Below are 19,115 nucleotides of genomic sequence, written 5' to 3'. Positions count from 1 at the left end.
GGGGGGCGGGTGGCTAGGGCACCCGCTCCGTCCACTGCGCGGAGGCGAACTTCGTGCGGGCCAGTTCCGCCGCGCGTGCCCGCTCCTCGTCCGTGATCGTGCCCGGTGCCAGGCCGTACCGCCCGCGGAACGACTCGATCATCCGGTCGATGACCGCCGCACGCGACAGCCCCGTCTGCCGGCGCAGGGGATCGACACGCTTCTTCGCGCTGCGCGTCCCCTTGTCGGACAGCTTCTCCCGCCCGATGCGCAGCACCTCCGTCATCTTGCCGGCGTCGATGTCGTACGCCATGGTCACGTGGTGCAGTACGGCACCCGGGCCCCCGCCGGGCCCGACGATCCGCTTCTGCGCGGCGCCGGCGATCTTGCCCTGGTCGGTCGCGATGTCGTTCAGCGGCTGGTACCAGGCCCGGACGCCCATGTCGCCGAGGGCGCCCAGCACCCAGTCGTCCAGATAGGCGTAGCTGTCCTGGAAGGACAGGCCCTGGACCAGGGACTCGGGCACCGACAGGGAGTAGGTGATCGTGTTGCCGGGCTCCACGAACATCGCGCCGCCGCCGGAGATCCGCCGCACCACCTCGACGCCGTGCCGCGCGGCACCCTCGGGGTCCACCTCGTTGCGCAGGGACTGGAAGCTTCCGATGATCACGGCCGGGGCGCCCCACTCCCACACCCGCAACGTCGGCGGCCGCCGGCCCGCGGCGACCGCGGCGGTCAGCACCTCGTCCAGGGCCATGTGCAGCGCGGGCGGCTGCGGGTCCTCGTGGATCAGCTGCCAGTCGTAGTCGGTCCAGTCCGTGGCGCCCGCGAGGGCCCGGCGCACCGCGATGCCGATGCCTTCGCAGGTCAGGCCGTACATCACCGTCCCGGCGGGCAGGGCCGCCTCGATCCGGGCGGCCAGGCCCGCCGCGTCCGTGTCCGCGGGGGCGCCCTCCAGCGCGGCGTTCGCCGCGTCCAGCGCCTCGTCGGGTTCCAGGAAGAAGTCGCCCGCCACGCGCACGTGCCGCAGCACGCCGTCCTCGGTGTCCACGTCCACGACGACGAGCTTGCCGCCCGGCACCTTGTACTCACCGTGCACCGCCTGGCCCTCCGTCATCCACCGCTTGAGACCGGCTTGAGAAGAACGCGGCGGGTCGTCTTCGTGTTCCCCGGACGGCGATCACGCTCGTACGATCACCCGGAAGAGGCAGCCGAGCCAGACGTACCCGTGCCAGACGTACCGAGCGAGGAGACGATGCCCGTGTTCACCAGCCGGCCCACCCTGCAGGGCACCTTCGGAATGGCGTCCTCCACCCACTGGCTGGCCTCCCAGTCGGCGATGGCGGTGCTGGAGAGCGGCGGCAACGCCTTCGACGCCGCCGTGGCCGGGGCGTTCGTGCTGCACGTGGTGGAGCCGCATCTGAACGGGCCGGCCGGTGAGGTACCGATTCTGCTCGCCCCGGCGGGCGGTGCGGTCCAGGTGCTGTGCGGCCAGGGCGTGGCCCCGGCCGGCGCGAGCGGCGCCCACTTCCGGGGGCTCGGGCTGGACCTCGTACCCGGCACCGGACCGCTCGCCGCCGCCGTGCCCGGCGCCTTCGACGCCTGGCTGCTGCTCCTGCGCGACCACGGCACGAAGTCCCTGGACGACGTCCTGCGGTACGCCATCGGATACGCCGAGCACGGGCACGCGCCCGTGGAGAAGGTCGGCGCGACCGTGGAGACCGTCCGGGAGCTGTTCGAGACCGAGTGGACCTCGTCCGCGGAGGTCTACCTCCCGGGCGGCCGGGCGCCCCGGCCCGGTGAGCGCTTCCGCAACCCCGCTCTCGCCGCCACCTGGAAGCGGCTCCTGGCCGAGACCGCGGGCAGCGGCGACCGGGAGGCCCGGATCGACGCCGCGCGGGAGGTGTGGCGCTCCGGCTTCATCGCGCAGGCCCTGATACGGCAGTCGCGGCGGCCCACGATGGACACCAGCGGGACCCGGCACACCGGCGTCCTCACCGAGGCCGACCTCGCCGGGTGGTCGGCGACCTACGAGGCTCCGGCGACCTACGACTGGAACGGCTGGACCGTGTGCAAGGCGGGCCCCTGGAGCCAGGGCCCCGCCCTGCTGCAGCAGCTCGCCCTGCTCCCGCCGGAGCTGCCCGCCCACGGCTCCGCCGACTACGTCCACCTGCTGGTCGAGGGCTGCAAGCTGGCGATGGCCGACCGGGAGGCCTGGTACGGGGACGCGGCCGAGGTGCCGCTCGCCGAGCTGCTCTCGGACGACTACAACGCCGGCCGGCGGACCCTGATCGGCGCCAAGGCCTCCTGGGAGATGCGGCCCGGCAGCCCCGGCGGACGCACCCCGCGGCTGCCGGCGCAGGCGTACGCGCGCGTGGACGGCAGCGCCCCCGAGTTCGACCCGATGGGCGCGGGTGAGCCGACGGTCGCGCGCGTCCCCGGCGAGCCGCACGTGGCGGCCGACGGCACGACCCGTGGCGACACCTGCCACCTGGACGTCGTCGACCGCTGGGGCAACATGGTCGCGGCCACGCCCAGCGGCGGCTGGCTGCAGTCCAACCCGGTCGTGCCCGAGCTGGGCTTCCCGCTCGGCTCCCGGCTGCAGATGACCTGGCTGGAAGAGGGGCTGGCGAACTCCCTCACCCCGGGCCGCCGCCCCCGCACCACGCTCACCCCGTCCCTCGCGCTGCGCGACCACGTGCCGGTCCTGGCGTTCGGCACGCCCGGCGGCGACCAGCAGGACCAGTGGCAGCTGCACTTCTTCCTCGCCGTCACCCTGGGCGCCCCGGTCCGCGGCGGCCTCGACCTCCAGGGCGCCATCGACGCCCCGAACTGGCACAACGACAGCTTCCCCAGCTCCTTCTACCCGCGCGGCCGCCGCCCCGGCAGCGTCACCGTGGAGTCCCGTCTGGGCGCGGACGTGATCGAGGAGCTGCGGCGGCGCGGCCACGACGTCACCGTCGCCCCGGCCTGGTCAGAGGGACGCCTGAGCGCGGTGGCCCGGGACCCGGAGACCGGCGTGCTGTCGGCGGCGGCGAACCCGCGCGGGATGCAGGGGTACGCCGTGGGCCGCTGAGCGAGCATCCGGCACCTGTTCTTCATCCCGATTCCACCGGGTGTGTACCGGGCGGGCCGGGGGATTGTCAGAGGGGCGTGCTCTCATGGAGGCATGATCGAAGACACGGAAACCATCGACGAGTTTCTCGACCGGTGCGCGGTCGACGTGGAGGAAGCGGTCCGCAAGGCGGCCGAGGCCGAGATCCTGCCCCGCTTCCGCCGGCTCGCCGAGCACGAGGTGGACCAGAAGAGCGGCCCCCACGACCTGGTGACGGACGCCGACCGGCTCGCCGAACTGCGGCTCACCGAAGACCTCGGCGCCCTGCTGCCCGGCTCCGTCGTGGTCGGCGAGGAGGCGGTGCACGCCGACCCGGCGACGTACGCGGCGCTGCAGGGCGACGCACCGGTGTGGATCGTCGACCCCGTCGACGGCACCCGCCAGTTCGTGCACGGCGACGACGGGTTCTGCACCCTGGTCGCGCTCGCCCACCGCGGCGTCGTCCTGGCCTCCTGGACCTACGCGGCGGCGCGCGACCAGCTGGCCACGGCGGTCCGCGGCAAGGGCGCCTTCCTCGACGGCGAGCGGCTGTTCGCGGGCCCGCCCGCGCCCGGCCGCGACCTCGTCGTCGCCACCTCCCACCCGGACTACACGACCGACGAGCAGAAGCGCGCGCTGTGCGCCCTGTGGACGGACGGCCTCGCCCCCCGCCCCTGCGGTTCGGCGGGCCTGGAGTATCTCGCCGTCGCCCGGGGCGAGTTGGACGCGGTCGCCTTCTCCTGGGAGGCGGCCTGGGACCACGCGGCCGGCCTGCTCCTCGTCGAGGAGGCGGGCGGCACGCATCTCACCCGCGCCGGCGAGCCGTTCCGCGTGACCGGCGGCAACGTCCTGCCGTTCACCGCGGCCCGGGACGCCGCGACCGCCGAGCGGGTGGCCGCGCTGCTGCGGACGACGGCCTGAGCCCCACCCGGGCCTCGTTCGGCCGGCGCTCGTCCGCCGGCGACCGGACAGGCGCCGCGGCGGCGCGACGGCCCGTGGGACACGGCCTGCGGGCGGGGCGGCGACCGCGACCCGCCAGGGGCGCGGAGCTGCGCCGAAGTGCGGCTCCGCCGCGATGCGGGTGCCCCGGTTCCGTCACCCGCCACCGCCCGCGGTCACCCGGCGCCGGGCCGCCCGGCCCCCGGGCCGGGGCGGTGTCGCTCCTCCGGCATATCCTGGCCCCGAGTGGCCATCGGCTGACGAAGGGGTCCGAAGGTGCCGTCGATGCTCGATGCGGTCGTGGTGGGTGCGGGACCGAACGGACTGACCGCTGCCGTGGAGCTGGCCCGCCGCGGCTTCTCCGTCGCGCTGTTCGAGGCGAAGTCCACGGTGGGCGGCGGCGCCCGCACCGAGGAACTGACCCTGCCCGGCTTCCGGCACGACCCGTGCTCGGCCGCCCACCCCCTCGGCGTCAACTCCCCGGCGTTCCGCGCCCTGCCCCTTGAGCGCTACGGCCTGCAGTGGCTGCACGCCGGGCTGCCGATGGCGCATCCCTTCCCCGACGGCACCGCGGCCGTGCTGTCCCGCTCGGTCGCCGAGACCGCCGCCTCCTTCGGACCGCGCGACGCCGGCGCCTACCGCAGACTGGTCGGGCCGTTCCTCCCCCACTGGGACACCCTCGTACGGGACTTCATGTCCCTGCCGCTCACCGCGCTCCCACGCGACCCCGTCACGCTGGCCCGCTTCGGCCTGGCCGGGCTGCCACCGTCCACCTGGCTGCTGCGCCGCTTCAAGGACGAGCGGGCCAAGGCCCTGTTCGCGGGCCTGGTCGCGCATGTGATCGCACCGCTGAACGGCCTGGCCACCGGCGCCATCGGACTCGTCTTCGCCCTGGCCGCCCACGCCCGCGGCTGGCCGGTGCCCCGCGGCGGATCCCAGGCCATCTCCGACGCCCTCGCCGCCTACCTCAAGGACCTGGGCGGCGCCGTCCACACCGACTACGAGGTCAAGCGTCTGGACGACCTGCCGCCCGCGCGGGCGTACGTCTTCGACACCTCACCCACCGCGCTGGCCCGTATCGCCGGCTTCGGCGACCACTACCGCGGCTACCGCTACGGCCCGAGCGTCTTCAAGATCGACTACGCGCTGGACGGCCCGGTGCCCTGGACCGCGCCCGAGGCCCGCGCCGCCACCACCGTGCAGGTCGGCGCGAGCCAGGCCGAGATCTCCACCGCCCTGCGCGCCGCCTCCCGCGAGGGCCGCGCCCCCGGCAGACCGTTCATGATCACCGTGCAGCCCGGTGTGGTCGACCCGACCCGCGCCCCCGAGGGCAAGCAGGTCTTCTGGGCGTACGGCCATGTCCCGAACGGCTGGTCCGGTGACCTCACCGACGCCATGGAACGCCAACTGGAGCGCTTCGCCCCCGGCTTCCGCGACCGCGTGCTCGCCCGCGCCGTCTCGGGCCCCGCCGAGCTGGCCGCCCACAACGCCAACTACGTCGGCGGCGACATCGCCTGCGGCGCGGCATCCGGACTCCAGCTGCTGCTGCGTCCCAGACTGTCCCTGTTCCCGTACCACACCCCGCATCCGGCCGTCTTCATCTGCTCCTCGGCCACCCCGCCGGGACCCGGCGTGCACGGCATGTCGGGGCACAACGCGGCCAAGGCCGTATGGCGAAGACTGAGGCAGACATGACCACCATCACCCTCGTCCAGGGCGACATCACCCGGCAGAGTGCCGACGCGATCGTCAACGCGGCCAACTCCTCCCTCCTCGGCGGCGGAGGGGTCGACGGCGCGATCCACCGGCGCGGCGGCCCCGCCATCCTGGAGGAGTGCCGCGCCCTGCGCGCCTCCCGGTACGGCAAGGGCCTGCCCACCGGCAAGGCGGTCGCCACGACGGCGGGCGCACTCGACGCCCGTTGGGTCATCCACACGGTGGGCCCGGTGCACAGCGTGAGCGAGGACCGCTCCGACCTGCTCGCCTCCTGCTACCGCGAGTCCCTGAAGGTCGCCGACGAACTCGGCGCGCGCACGGTCGCGTTCCCGGCCGTCTCCACCGGCGTGTACCGGTGGCCGATGGACGACGCGGCACGGATCGCCGTGGAGACGGTGCGGAACGCGGCGACGGCGGTCCAGGAGGTGCGCTTCGTCCTCTTCGACCAGCACGCCTACGACGCGTTCGCCCGCCAAGTGGGCTGAGCCGCACCGCCGTCCGCGGCGCACCCGGGAACAGGTGCCGCACCTCGCCCGTCCGGTCAGGACAGTTCGCGCAGGGTGCTGCCGAGCAGGGCCACGCCCTCGGCGATCACTCCCGGCGCGGTGGCCGCGTAGCCGAGAACGAGTCCGGGCGGCCCGGGCAACTGCCGGTGCCAGGACAGCGGTTGGCACTTCACGCCCCGGGCCAGCGCGGCGGCGGCCACCTCGGTGTCGGGTACGTCCGCCGGATAGGTGACCGTCAGATGCAGACCGGCCGCGGCGCCGTGCACGGTCCCGCCGGGCAGATGCTCGGCGAGGGCGGCGATCATCGCGTCGCGGCGGTCCCGGTGCCGGCGCCGCATCAGCCGTAGCCGCCGTTCCAGTCCGCCGGACTCCATCAGCCGGGCGAGCACCAGTTGCGGCAGCACCGGGTTGCCCAGGTCGTTGTACCGCTTCGCGTCCACCAGGGCCGCGCGGTAGCGGGGCGGGGCCACCAACCAGCCGATGCGCAGCGCCGGGGCGAGCAGCTTGGACACGCTGCCCATGTAGCACACCCGGTCGGCGAGCAGTGCCCGCAGCGCGGGGACCGGCGGACGGTCGTAGCGGTGCTCCGCGTCGTAGTCGTCCTCCAGGATCAGCCCGCCGTCCCGCGCCCAGCCCAGCAGCTCACGCCGGCGCTCTCCGCTGGTCACCACACCCGTCGGGAACTGGTGGGCCGGCGTGAGCAGCACCGCCGGGGCGCCGGTCGCGCGCAGCGCGTCCACCCGCACCCCGTGGTCGTCCACCGGCACCGGCGGGGTGTCGAGGCCCCCGTTCCGCAGATGCTGGCGGCCCCCGAGCGAGCCGGGGTCCTCCACCGCGACGGCGTCGACGCCGTCCGCCCGCAGCACCTGGTGCAGCAGGGTGAGCGCCTGGGCGGTCCCCGCGACGATCAGCACCTCGTCCGGCTCCACCCGCACACCCCGCATCCGCGCGAGCCAGTCGGCGACGGCCCGCCGCAGCGCGGGGGCGCCCCGGGGATCGCCGTAACCGAGGTGCTCGGCGGACAGCCCCGCCAGGACGGCACGCTCGGCCCGCAGCCAGGCGGTGCGGGGGAAGGTGCTGAGGTCCGGCCGACCCGGCGTGAAGTCGACGCCGGCCGGGGCGTCCCGCAGCACGTCGAAGACATCGGCGCCGGGCACCCGGGAGAACGGCGGTCCGACCGGGGCGGGGGACGGCGATCCGGGGCGGGCGGGGGACTGTGGGTGGGGTGGGTGAGGGGATTGGGGACCGGGTGCGGGACGGGTTGGTGAGCCGGCCGCGTGGGGGGTCTGCGGGCCGGGTGGGGCGGGGGTCTGTCGGCCTGGTGCACGAGGGGGCTGTGCGCCGGGCGCGGGACGGGTGGGTGGGCCGGGTGTGTGAGAGGCCTGCGGGGCAGGTGCGGGAAGGGCCTGTGGGCCCGGCGCGTGAGGGGCCGTCGGGCCGGGCGGGTAAGGGGCGTGTGGGACTGGTGCCTGAGGGGGCTGCGCGCCGGGCGCGGGACGGATCGGTGCGCCGGCTGCGCGGGAGGTCTGTGGGCCCGGTGTGCGCGGGAGCTGCGCGCCGGGTGGGGGGAGGGGCTGGGGGTCGGGTGGGGGAAGGGGCTGAGGGCCAGGCCCGTGAGGGGTCGTCGGGCCGGGTGGGACGGAGAAGCGCTCGTCGGGGAGGCGAGCAGGACGTGCCCGCGGCGCGTTCGGCGCGGCCGGCCTGTCCGGGGCGCCGGGCGCGGGGGTGCCCGGCGCTGCGGGTACGCCGGGGAGAGGCACGCCGTGAGTGGCGCGGCGGGGAAGCGCCGGCGCCCCGCCCTCGGGCGCGCCCCGCGCCGGAGCGAACGGAGCCGCCACCACCACGGTGCCCCCGCGGCGGCGGCCCTCCAGGTGCCCGTCCTCGGCGAGCCGGCGGTACGCCTCCGTGATCACCCCGCGGGAGACGCGGAGTTCGACGGCCAGCACCCGGGTCGGCGGCAGTCTGCTGCCGACCGCCAGCCTGCCGTCCGCTATCGCCTGCCGCAGTCGGCCCGCCAGCCACTCCGCCTTCCCGCCCGCGGGCACCTCACCGGCCGCCAGCTGCAGGAAGTCCGAGCCGCGGCCCGGGAGTTCACCGGCGGCGGGCGCGTCCGCCTCCTCGCTCATGCCGCTCATGCCGCTGATGCTGTCATGCCGCCGGGCTCAGTCGCCGAAGACGAAGTCCGGTGCGGCCCCGGTGAGCACGGCCGACTCCGTGACCGCCTCCCAGTGCGCCGCCACCTCCTCCTGTAGCGTCTTCAGCAGGTCGGAAACGGCCTCCGCGCCGTCGTCGTGCATGGCCTCCGTCACCACGAGCACCCGGCGGGTGTGCTCACCGACCGCGGAGTGGCCGCTCTGCCGGTGGGTCCAGCGTCGGGCGTGCGCCCGTCCCGCGGAGTCGACGAAGGTGACCTCGCCGGCCGCGGGCCGCTCGACGCCCCCGCCGAACGCCGTGTACGTCTCGTCGCCGGCGGCCGGCCGCACCTCCAGCAGCGGCCCGGCGATCCGGTCGACGTCCAGGACCGCCACAGGGACGGCGTACGCCACCGACAGCGCGTTGCACAGGTCGACCAGCGGATGGATGCGCGGCAGCGTCCCCTCCTTGCGCAGGCGCCGCAGCAGCGACTCCGAGGCACACCGGTACTGCGTCGGCTTCATGCCCATCCGGCTGAACGCCCGCCGCCAGGCCAGCACTTCGGGGAACTCGCCCTCGGTGGTGTCGGCCAGCCGGGCCAGGGCTCGGGCGGTGTACGCGGCGGCGCGCGGGCCGGTGTCCGCGGCGGCGCCGATACCGGTGGCGTACAGCGCGCCGGAGGCCAGTTCGGGGAACGTGGCCCAGATGGTGTCCGCGTGCCGGAATCGCATGGTCAGGCTCTCCTCGGGTTCGCTCCGCGGGTTCGGGAGCACCACCCTGCCGCGGCAGTGGTCCGGTCACCAGAGCCAAAGCGGGTCCGGTTCACCGGTCCATAACCGCCTCACCGGTGCCGCTGGCGGCCTCGCCGGAAACGGGGCGGCCGTCACCGGTACCGTTCGCCCGGCCCGCCGTGCAGGGCGGCGCCGCATGTCTCCGGAGGCGTCGGCACTCCGGCGGCGTGCCCCTGGGCCACGGTGTCCGTCGGGGGCGTGACATCATCGGCCGCGGTCAGGACCGCCGTCGTACGAGGAGCACGATGAACCCCGCTCTCACCGTCCCCCCGGTCGTCGGTGCCGCTCTGCTGGACGACTTCTCCCTGGAGATGACCGGCAAGGACGTGCCCCGGCTGGAGGAGGCGTGCGCCGGCATCCCGCGGGGGACCCGGATCAACATCACCTTCCTCGCCGGCGAGGACCTCGGGATGCGGCTCGCGGCCGCCCGCGCGGTCAAGCGCCTCGGTTTCGTCCCCGTGCCGCACATCTCCGCGCGCCGCCTGCCCTCCCGCGCCGCCCTGGAGGAGTTCCTGGCCGGGCTGGCGGAGGACGGTACCGCCGAGAACGTCTTCGTCGTCGGCGGCGACCCCGCCCGCCCCGAGGGCCCGTACGAGGACGCCCTCGCCCTCCTGCGCACGGGACTGCTGCAGAGGCACGGCGTCCGTCACGTCGGCATCAGCGGCTACCCGGAGGGCCACCCCGCGATAGCCGACCACACGCTGTGGTCGGCGCTGACCGACAAGGCGGCGGCCATCGGTGCGCACCGGTTCGGCGGCGACGTCATCACCCAGTTCGGCTTCGACGCCGACCCGGTGCTCACCTGGCTGGAGGCCGCCCGCGCACGGGGCGTGCACCTGCCCGTGCGCATCGGCGTGCCCGGACCGGCGGGGGTCCGCCGGCTGCTCGGCTACGCCACCCGCTTCGGCGTGGCGACCAGCGCCTCCGTCGCCCGCAAGTACGGCTTCTCGCTGACCAACCTCATGGGCACCACCGGCCCCGACCGCTTCCTGCACGCGCTCGCCCGCCGCTACGACCCCGAGCGGCACGGCACGGTGAAGGTGCACTTCTACACCTTCGGCGGACTGCGGACCACGGCGGAGTGGGTCGCCGCGTTCCGGCAGGGGGACGCACGAGGCTCGGGCGACCACCGGGGCGGCTGAACACCGGGGCCGTCCGCGATGGCCGTATGTGATCGGTGGACACGAGCCGTCTCGCAGCCACCGCGCCACCGGGTCGTGCGCCAAACCGGCTCTGATGCCCAGGCCGAAGCCCTTGCGCTGCTCATGCCACGACCTCTATAACGTCTCCAGCAGGTATCGGCGGGGATGGCCGGAAATGGCAGTTGCCGCCGACCAGGGGGATCCTCGGCTCCGCCGCGATCGGCATCACCGCCCGCAGACCGACGGAGACCTCAGCCATGACCGACGACGCCTACCGCGCTGCCATGATCCGGCTGGCCGCCGATCCCGCCTTCAGAGCCGAACTGGACGGCGACAGCGCCGAGGTGGCCCGAAGACTCGGGCTGACGCCCGCCCAGGTCGACGCACTGCGCTCCCTGCGCGTCGACTCCAGCGCCGACGGGGGACCGGCCGCACTGGATCCGCGCCTGTCCAAGTCCTCCTTGTTCTTCGGAAGCGCGGCGCACGCGCTGGCCCACCACGACGTTCCGGCGCACACCGACGTTCCGGTGCATACCGACGTGCAGGAGGGCCTCGGCGGTGTCGACGCCTCCCCGTCGGGCGCCCACAGCCTGCTGGGCGGTGAGCTGTTCGACGGGTCCCCGGGCGAAGCGGGCCGCAGCGCGGGCGAGTTCGGTGCATTCGGTGAGTCCGGTCAGTTCGGCGCGTCCGGTCAGCCGGGTGAGTTCGGTGAGTTCGGCGGTTTCGGGGGCGAGGCGGACGGCGCGGACCTCGGCGGTCTCGGAGGCCCTGCCGGGGGTGCCGAAGGGGGCTTCGGAGAGTTCGGTGACGGGGGCTTCGGCGGCGCCGGCGGAGGCTTCGGCGAGGGCGGATTCGGCGGGACCGACGGCGGTTTCGGCGAGGACGGTTTCGGTGACGGCGGCTTCGGCGGTGGCGCCGGTGGGGCGGGATCCAGGGACTTCGGCGGCCACGGAGACTTCGGTGGCCACGGGGGCTTCGGCGGGGCCGGCGGCGAAGACGGCGGCGACGCGGGCCATTTCGGTCACGGCGGCATCTATGACCGCGGCGAGGGCGGCGACGGCGGCGGCGACAGCGGCGGCGGCGCCGGTGGCGGTGGCGAAGGTGGCGGTGAGGGCGGCGGTGACGGTGGCGGTGCGGACCCGATGGAGAACGGCCGTCGTCCGAGCGGTGGTGGTGAGCCTGGTGGTGGTGGCGGTGAGGGCGGCGGTGATGGCGGTGGTGCGGACCCGATGGAGAACGGCCGTCGTCCGAGCGGTGGTGGTGAGCCTGGCGGTGGTGGCGAAGGCGGCGGCGGTTCCGACGACGGCGTAGGGGGTTCGGAGAACGGCCGGCGCTTCGGAGGTGGCGGTGGTGAGCCCGGTGGCGGTGGCCGCGAAGGCACCCTCGGCCGGGCCGGGACGACCGTGCGCGGCGGCATCGGCCTGCCCGGTGCCGGCGACGCGGCCACCCGCCTGTCGCCCTCCGCCCCCGAGGCGGACGGCGGCTTCAACGGCGGAACCTTCCTCAGCGGTTCCGGCGGAGGCTGAGCCACCGCATGCTCTGCCATGTCTGCCGCGTCCGCACGCGGCGCGACTTCCCCTACTGCCTGCGCTGCGGCACCCTCCGGCGCGGCGCGGCACCGACGGCCTACGCCGCGCCCCAGCTGCGCGGCCTCGACGACCCCGCCCTGCTGGTCCCGCTGACCGGCCCGGTCACCACGCTGGGCCGGGGCGCGGACAACGACGTCGTTCTCGCCGACGGCAGCGTCTCGCGCCGCCACGCCCGCATCGTCCGCACGGACGCGGGCTTCCGGATCGAGGACCTGGACTCCTTCAACGGCACGGCGGTCGCGGGCGTCGAACTGCACGGCGGCGTGGCCGGCCTCGCCGACGGTACCGAGCTGTCCGTGGGCGACGTACGCCTCGTGTTCGAGCAGCCGCGCGACGCGCGTATCGGCTCGCGCACGATGGTCGTCGGCACCCAGCTGACCCAACTCCCCACCGCCGCACAGGAGGAGGCCCCGGAGGCGGCCGGCCCGCTCACCGCGCGCCCCCGCCGCCGCTCCGGCTGGGCCCTCAAGCAGGTGCCCGGCGACCGCGCCGAGCCCCGCTGGGTGCTCAGCAGCACCCGCACCGGGCGCTATCTGGAGCTGGACGAACGCCAGGTCTTCCTGTGGCACGCGGTCGACGGCGAGAACACCGTACGGGACCTGCTGTTCGCGTACGCCGAGCGCTACGGCGAACTCGCCCTGCCCCGCATCGAGTCCGCGCTCGCCGCGTTCGCGGACGCCGGGCTGCTGCGCGGTCTGCCCGGGCGGGCGGAGGCGGAACGGCCCCGGGGCTGGCGCCGGGCGGCGCGCGCCGTCCACCGGGCCCTGTTGAAACTGGAGGTGTCCGTACCCGGCCTCGACCGGCTGGTGACCCGCCTCTACCAGTCCTTCGGCTGGCGGCTGTTCACCCGCACCGGGGTGACGCTGGCATGGCTGTCCGTCGTGGGCGGCCTCGTGGCCTTCTTCACCGCACAGGGACACCACCGCCTGCTGGACTTCGGCGGAGCGGGCGCGTGGGGCCCCGTGCTGCTCATCGCCGGATACGTGACGGCGCTGCTCGTCCACGAACTGACCCACGCGCTCGCCGTGAAGTCGTACGGCCGCACGGTCCGGCGCGGCGGGTTCCTGCTGATGATGGGCATGCCGTTCGCGTTCGTGGACACCAGCGACATGTGGTTCGGCTCCCGCTGGTCCCGGGTCGTGGTGGCCCTGTCCGGGCCGCTGTCCACGGCGGCCCTGGCCGGCTGGAGCGCCACGGGCGCGGCCCTGCTGCCCGCCGGACCGGCCTCCGCCGTCCTCTACCACCTGGCCTTCGGCCTGTACCTGAACACCCTCTACAACTTCAACCCCCTGATGCCGCTGGACGGTTACCAGGCGCTGACCGACGCGCTGCGCGTGCCCCGACTGCGCGAGGAGGCGAGCGCGTACTTCCGTAGCGGACTGTGGCGGGACCTGCGCGCCGGCAACCGGCCGGGCCCACGCCAGGCGGGCATGGCCGCCTACGGCCTGGCCGTCGTCGCCGGCACCTACGGCTTCCTCGCCCTGGCGGTGCTCGCCTGGCGCTCCCGGATCGGCGACCTCCTGGGCGACAGGCTGGCCGCACCGTGGACCACCGTGATCGAGACCGCCGTGGTCGCCCTGGTGGCCTTCCCGGTGTGGTCCGCGCCCGTGCGCACCCTGGCCCGCCTGATCCGCCGCCGGGAGGCGGCGCGCGCGGCGGTGCCCGGCACGGCATCCGGCGCCCCGGTGGAGGGGACGGCATGACACAGCCACCGGACGGGACCGGCTGGACCGTACCCGGCTACGAGCCGATCCGCACCCTCGGCGAGGGGTCCGGCGGCCGGGTCGTCCTGGCCCGGCACCTCGCTACCGGCGTGCCCGTCGCCATCAAGTACCTCAGCGGGCGCCTGTTCGCGGACCGGGAGTTCCTCGCCCGCTTCCGTGCCGAAGGCCGGCTGCTCGGCGAGTTGCGGCATCCCTGTGTGGTCCGGCTGTACGAGTACGTCGAGGCCCGCGCCGGTGCCGCCATCGTGATGGAGGCGGTGGACGGGGTCAGTCTGCGCGGGCTGCTGCGCCGGCACGGCACGACCGGCCCCGAGGCCGCGCTCGTCCTGCTCAAGGGCTCCCTGCTGGGGCTCGGCGCGGCGCACGCCGCCGGAGTCGTGCACCGCGACTACAAGCCGGAGAACGTGCTGGTCCGCGCCGACGGCAGCAGCACGCTCGCCGACTTCGGCATCGCGGTGCGCAGCGGACGCGAGACCGAATCCGCCGGCACGCCCGCCTACATGGCGCCCGAGCAGTGGCAGGGCGCGGCCGGCGGCCCGGCCGCCGACGTGTACGCGGCGTCGGTGGTGTTCTTCGAGTGCCTCACCGGCCGGCTGCCCTTCCCCGCCGGCGACCTCACCGCCCTGCGCCTGCAGCACTTGCGCGCCCCCGTCCCGCTGGACGACGTACCCGGGCCGGTGCGCGCACTGCTGCGCGACGGCCTGGCGAAGGACCCGGCGGACCGGCCGGGCATCGAGGCCCTCATCGCCGACCTCGAACGCTCCGCCACCGAGGGCTACGGCGCGGGCTGGGAGGAGCGGGGCCGACGGCGGCTGGCCGAACTGGCCGCGCTGCTCGCCCTGTTGTTCCCGCTGACCACGACCGCGGCACTCGACGGCTCCGCCCAGGCCCTGACCCTGCTGGGCAGGATCAGGCGCGGCGGCTGGAAGGTGGCGACCGGGGCGACGGCCGCGCTCGTGATCGTCGCGGGCGGGGCGACATACGCCAAGGACCGCCCGCACGAGACGGCGACGACCGTGGCCAGTTCCACCCCGTCTCTCCTCAACCCACCGACCACACCCGGCACTTCGGCCCCCGCCTCGCCGACCTCCGCCCCGACCTCCGCCCCGCCGACGACCGGCGCGACGCCCACCGCGGCACCCTCGGACGGCTCGCCCTCGTCCTCGCCGGCACCCTCGTCCTCGTCGCCCACCCCGTCCACGGGCACGACCGCACCGACCGTGGCACCGGGCACCACCTCGCCCGGTCCGGCCGGCGCCGGCACGGTCACGCTCACCATCGGCTCCTGGCAGCGCGGGCAGCGGCCGGGCACGCTGACCGCCGCGGTGACGGTCGAGACCACGGGCACCGGGCCGCTGACCGTCACGGCGAACTACTACGTCGACACCCCCGCCGACCCCTACGGCTCGCAGACGCAGCCCCTGTCCGGCAGCACGCGGTACGCCGTGACGTTCGAGGCCGACTTCTCGAACCACCCGTGCCGTGGCACCTGGGAGGTCACCCTCACCAGCGACCCGCCAGCCGCGAACGGCCCCCGGACGGCGTCCCTGGACGCACCGCCGTGCTGAACCCCGAACGGACCGACATGACGACGACAGCCACCACGGTGGCCGGCCGGCCCCTGTCCGACTGGACCCGGGACGCGCGCCACGGCACCTGGCACGCCCTGCTCCCGGCCCGGTCCGGCGAACCCGTGCGCGGCGCGCTGCGCGTCGACCGCGCCCTGCTCACGCCCGAGGGAGCGCGCGAGCGCCTGGCCGCCGCGGTGCTCGCCACCGCGAAGCTCCGGCTGCCCGGACTGCTCGGCACGGTCGACCTCGTCGCCGAGGCGGGCGAGGTGTGGCTGATCACCGCCCGCCCGCCGGCGCCCGTACTCGCCGACGTGCTCCACGCCGACGGCCTCGGCCAGGACGCGGGCAGCGCCGCGAGCGTCCTCAACGAGACCGCGCAGACCCTGCTCGCCCTGCACGCGGCGGGCTTCGCCCACGGCTGCTTCGGCCCCCACACCGTGGCCCTCGCCCCGGACGGCGTCGCCCTGCTGACCGAGGCGGCACTGGCCACGGTGCTGGGAGACACCCCGGCCGCCGACACCGGGCCGGTGGACGCGGGGGTGGCCGGCACGGGGCCGGTGGAGGAGCGGGTGGCCGGCACCCGCGCCGCGGACACACGGGCCTGGGCCGCCCTTGCGCGGACCCTCGCCACCGCCTGGGCCACCGCGGACACTCCCGCGGCGGACCTCCTGACCCGCTGCGCCGCCGCCGCGGACACCGAGGGCCTCGCGGCGGCCCGCGCCACCCTGGTCTCCGGCCGCGGCTGCCTCCCACCCGACTTCCTGCGCCGCACGGCCCTGCGCGCTGCGGTGACCAGGACGTCCCCCGCCTTTCCGCCGCCACCCACGCGATCACCGGCGGACGGCGCCGCTGGCCCGGTCGGCCCGCCGCTGGCCGACCACGCTGCGGGACCGGCGGCCCCGCCCCCCGACGCCGATCGCGCGGACGGCCCGGCCCTCCCGGCCGAACACGCCACCGTGCGTGCTCGTCGTGTCGCGGCGCCCGCCGAGCCTGATGCGGCTTCGGCCGAACAGCGCACCGCACGTGCCCGCCGCGTCCCTGCGTCCGCCGGGTCCGACGCGGCCTCGGCCGAACGGGCCACCGCGCTGGGCCGTACTCCGGCGTCCGCCGGGTCCGACGCGGCCTCGGCCGAACGGGCCACCGCGCTGGGCCGTACTCCGGCGTCCGCCGGGTCCGACGCGTCCTCGGACGAACAGGTCACCGTGCTCGGCCGTACCCGCCGCACCCCTGCGTCCGCCGGGTCCGACGCGGCCCCGGACCCACAGGCCACCGTGCTCGGTCGGCGCCACCAGGGCGGTCCGTCGGCGGGGCCCGTCGGGGAGGGGGGCGGCGGCGGGGAGATCCTGCTCCGGTTCGGACCCGGCGTGCCCGCCGACGCGACGTACACCCCGGCCGCCCCGGCACGCACCGCACCCCCGGGCCCCCGGCGCAGACGCCGCGGCCGGCTCGGCGCGGTGGCGCTCGCGGCGATCGCGGCGCTCCTGCTCTGGCTGTTCCTGCGTCCCACGCCCGCTCCGGCGGTCCTGGCCGTCCGGGTCCACGCCCCCGCCAAGGAGCTGCGCTGCGGCCAGACGGCCGACCTGACCGGTGACATCACCACGGACGGCACCGGCGGCCCCGTCACCTACCACTGGCTCCGCGGCGCCGGGCACGACACGGGTGAGCTGGTCAGCACCGCGCGCCGCGGCGCGCGCACGCTCCGCGTGCACCTGCGCTGGACGGTCCGCGGCCCCGGCCGCCTCCACGACACCGCGCGCCTGCGCGTCGCGCACCGGCCACGCCCGCTGGAGGCGACGGCGACCTTCACCTACGCCTGCCCCTGACCGCATTCCGCCGAAGCCCTGGCCAAGGCCAGGTACATGTCGGATTCTCGCCAGCGGGCGGGGGCCGCGGTGGCCGATCCTGGACACATGCAGACAGCGACCCACCTCGACCGGGAGCACTGCGTACGCGCCGTGCAGTCCAAGGACGCGCGGTTCGACGGGTGGTTCTTCACGGCCGTCCTGACCACCCGGATCTACTGCCGGCCCAGCTGCCCCGTCGTCCCGCCCAAGCCCGAGAACATGACCTTCTACCCGAGCGCGGCAGCCTGCCAGCAGGCCGGGTTCCGGGCCTGCAAGCGCTGCCGCCCGGACACCAGCCCCGGCTCCCCGGAGTGGAACCAGCGCGCCGACCTGGTGGCCCGGGCCATGCGGCTCATCGCCGACGGCCTCGTGGACCGCGAGGGCGTGCCCGGGCTCGCCGCCCGGCTCGGCTACAGCGCCCGCCAGGTGGAGCGGCAGCTGCTCGCCGAACTGGGCGCGGGACCCCTCGCGCTCGCCCGCGCCCAGCGCGCCCAGACCGCTCGGCTGCTCATCGAGACCACCCCGCTGCCCATGGCGGAGATCGCCTTCGCGGCCGGCTTCTCCTCCATCCGCGCCTTCAACGACACCGTCCGTGAGGTCTTCGGCCTGACACCGAGCGGGCTGCGCGCCCGCACACCGGGCTCCGGGGCCGGCACGCCGGGCGGGATCAACCTGCGGCTGCCGTTCCGCGCCCCGCTCAACCCCTCCAACCTCTTCGGCCACCTCGCCGCCACCGCCGTACCCGGCGTCGAGGAGTGGCGCGACGGCGCCTACCGGCGCACGCTCCGGCTGCCGTACGGCCACGGGATCGCCTCCCTCACCCCCCGCCCCGACCACATCGCCTGCCGCCTCACCCTGAGCGACCTGCGTGACCTGACCGTGGCGATCAGCCGCTGCCGCCGCCTGCTCGACCTGGACGCCGACCCCGTCGCCGTCGACGACCGGCTGCGCACCGATCCGCTGCTCGCGCCGCTGGTCGACCGGGCGCCGGGCCGGCGCGTGCCGCGCACGGTCGACGAGGCCGAGTTCGCCGTCCGTGCCGTCCTCGGGCAGCAGGTGTCCACGGCCGCCGCCCGCACCCACGCGGCCCGCCTGGTCACCGCCCACGGCAAGCCCCTGGACGACCCCGAGGGCGGCCTCACCCACCTGTTCCCGTCCCCCGAGTCACTGGCCGCCGTCGACCCCGAGACGCTGGCGATGCCCCGCACCCGGCGCACCACCTTCAGCACGCTGGTCCGCGAACTCGCCGACGGCACCCTCCACCTCGGCGTCGAGAGCGACTGGCCCCAGGCGCGCGCCAGGCTCCTCGCCCTCCCCGGCTTCGGCCCCTGGACCGTCGACGTCATCGCCATGCGCGCCCTCGGCGACCCCGACGCCTTCCTGCCCACCGACCTCGGCATCCGCCGTGCGGCGGGGGAGCTGGGCCTGCCCTCCACCCCGGCCGCGCTCACCGCCCGCGCCGAGGCCTGGCGGCCCTGGCGGGCGTACGCGGTGCAGTACCTGTGGGCGACCGACAGCCACCCGATCAACTTCCTCCCCGTATAAGAAGGTTCCGCCCGTGACCACCGAGTCCACCGTGACCTGCCACACCGTGATCGACAGCCCCTACGGCCCCCTCACCCTGGTCGCCGACGCCGAGGGCGCCCTGTGCGGGCTGTACATGGCCGGCCAGCGGCACCGCCCGGCCGAGGAGGACTTCGGCCCGCGCGACGACACCCCGGCCGCCTTCTTTGAGGCGGAGGAGCAGCTGACGGCGTACTTCGGGGGGCGGCTGACGTCGTTCACCGTCGAACTCGCCCTGCGCGGAACGCCGTTCCAGCGCAGCGTCTGGGAACAGCTCACCCGCATCCCGTACGGCGAGACCCGCACCTACGGCGAACTCGCCGACGCCCTCGGCAGCCCCGGGGCCTCCCGCGCGGTCGGCCTGGCCAACGGCCGCAACCCCGTCGGCATCATCGTCCCCTGCCATCGCGTGATCGGCTCCGACGGCAGCCTCACCGGATACGGCGGCGGCCTGGACCGCAAGCGCCGGCTGCTGGACTTCGAACGCGGTACGGCCCTCTTCTGACCGACGGCCGTACCGGCGG

At 75.5% G+C, this 19,115-nt stretch carries 14 protein-coding genes and 1 pseudogene; 11 read left to right on the top strand and 4 right to left on the bottom strand.

All coding sequences use genetic code 11. The features are described 5' to 3' along the window. Positions 1 to 13 precede the first annotated feature (13 nt). Positions 14 to 1,078: a lipoate-protein ligase LplAB gene (lplAB, locus tag IE244_RS09215; protein WP_191872888.1), complete on the bottom strand. Its 1,065-nt coding sequence runs from the start codon at positions 1,076 to 1,078 to the stop codon at positions 14 to 16. 162 nt (positions 1,079 to 1,240) lie between these two features. Here lplAB and IE244_RS09210 point away from each other — a divergent pair, with 162 nt between their 5' ends. The 4 genes from IE244_RS09210 (at position 1,241) to IE244_RS09195 (ending at position 6,213) form a co-directional block, all read left to right on the top strand. Next, complete coding sequence (locus tag IE244_RS09210) at positions 1,241 to 3,055, top strand: gamma-glutamyltransferase family protein (protein ID WP_191872886.1); 1,815 nt, start codon at positions 1,241 to 1,243, stop codon at positions 3,053 to 3,055. A 93-nt stretch (positions 3,056 to 3,148) separates the two neighbouring features. Then, positions 3,149 to 3,994: an inositol monophosphatase family protein gene (locus IE244_RS09205; RefSeq protein ID WP_191872362.1), complete on the top strand. Its 846-nt coding sequence runs from the start codon at positions 3,149 to 3,151 to the stop codon at positions 3,992 to 3,994. Positions 3,995 to 4,288: 294 nt separating this feature from the next. Further along, positions 4,289 to 5,707 (top strand): phytoene desaturase family protein, encoded by a 1,419-nt coding sequence (locus IE244_RS09200; RefSeq protein WP_191872360.1) that lies wholly within the window; start codon positions 4,289 to 4,291, stop codon positions 5,705 to 5,707. Then, the gene (locus IE244_RS09195) at positions 5,704 to 6,213 is read left to right on the top strand and encodes an O-acetyl-ADP-ribose deacetylase (protein ID WP_191872359.1); all 510 of its coding nucleotides are present in this window, start codon (positions 5,704 to 5,706) and stop codon (positions 6,211 to 6,213) included. Before IE244_RS09200 ends, IE244_RS09195 begins: the two co-directional genes overlap by 4 nt. 56 nt (positions 6,214 to 6,269) lie before the next feature. On the opposite strand, the gene IE244_RS09190 is transcribed toward IE244_RS09195, so the two are convergent. The 3 genes and pseudogenes from IE244_RS09190 to IE244_RS09180 form a co-directional block, all read right to left on the bottom strand. Continuing rightward, positions 6,270 to 7,736, bottom strand: a complete 1,467-nt coding sequence (locus IE244_RS09190; protein ID WP_373305732.1) for an aminotransferase-like domain-containing protein — start codon at positions 7,734 to 7,736, stop codon at positions 6,270 to 6,272. 396 nt (positions 7,737 to 8,132) lie between these two features. Beyond that, a pseudogene (locus IE244_RS09185) lies at positions 8,133 to 8,360 on the bottom strand (GntR family transcriptional regulator); the annotation flags it as partial. Between the two features lie 36 nt (positions 8,361 to 8,396). Then, positions 8,397 to 9,098, bottom strand: coding sequence for a B3/B4 domain-containing protein (locus IE244_RS09180; RefSeq protein WP_191872357.1), 702 nt, complete (start codon positions 9,096 to 9,098; stop codon positions 8,397 to 8,399). Positions 9,099 to 9,403: 305 nt separating this feature from the next. Between IE244_RS09180 and IE244_RS09175 the strand changes: the two genes are divergently transcribed. From IE244_RS09175 to IE244_RS09145, 7 genes are all read left to right on the top strand, one after another. Next, the gene (locus IE244_RS09175) at positions 9,404 to 10,300 is read left to right on the top strand and encodes a methylenetetrahydrofolate reductase (RefSeq protein WP_191872355.1); all 897 of its coding nucleotides are present in this window, start codon (positions 9,404 to 9,406) and stop codon (positions 10,298 to 10,300) included. Between the two features lie 257 nt (positions 10,301 to 10,557). Next, complete coding sequence (locus IE244_RS42740; protein WP_191872353.1) at positions 10,558 to 11,826, top strand: hypothetical protein; 1,269 nt, start codon at positions 10,558 to 10,560, stop codon at positions 11,824 to 11,826. A gap of 8 nt (positions 11,827 to 11,834) precedes the next feature. Beyond that, entirely contained in the window at positions 11,835 to 13,592 is a 1,758-nt protein-coding gene (locus tag IE244_RS09165) for an FHA domain-containing protein (RefSeq protein WP_191872351.1), read from the top strand. After that, positions 13,589 to 15,181, top strand: a complete 1,593-nt coding sequence (locus IE244_RS09160) for a serine/threonine-protein kinase (protein ID WP_191872350.1) — start codon at positions 13,589 to 13,591, stop codon at positions 15,179 to 15,181. The genes IE244_RS09165 and IE244_RS09160 overlap by 4 nt, the downstream gene beginning before the upstream one ends. A 17-nt stretch (positions 15,182 to 15,198) precedes the next feature. Further along, on the top strand, positions 15,199 to 17,007 hold the full coding sequence (locus IE244_RS09155) for a serine/threonine-protein kinase (protein WP_191872348.1): 1,809 nt from the start codon (positions 15,199 to 15,201) through the stop codon (positions 17,005 to 17,007). An 87-nt stretch (positions 17,008 to 17,094) separates the two neighbouring features. Further along, on the top strand, positions 17,095 to 18,573 hold the full coding sequence (locus IE244_RS09150; RefSeq protein ID WP_191872346.1) for a DNA-3-methyladenine glycosylase 2 family protein: 1,479 nt from the start codon (positions 17,095 to 17,097) through the stop codon (positions 18,571 to 18,573). A 31-nt stretch (positions 18,574 to 18,604) separates the two neighbouring features. After that, positions 18,605 to 19,096 (top strand): methylated-DNA--[protein]-cysteine S-methyltransferase, encoded by a 492-nt coding sequence (locus IE244_RS09145; protein ID WP_191872884.1) that lies wholly within the window; start codon positions 18,605 to 18,607, stop codon positions 19,094 to 19,096. Positions 19,097 to 19,115 lie beyond the last annotated feature (19 nt).

This window comes from Streptomyces filipinensis (genome assembly GCF_014649495.1).
GTDB classification, from domain to species: Bacteria; Actinomycetota; Actinomycetes; order Streptomycetales; family Streptomycetaceae; genus Streptomyces; species Streptomyces filipinensis.
Note: the sequence above shows the minus strand (reverse complement) of the source record. Positions and strands in the feature narration are given on the sequence as shown.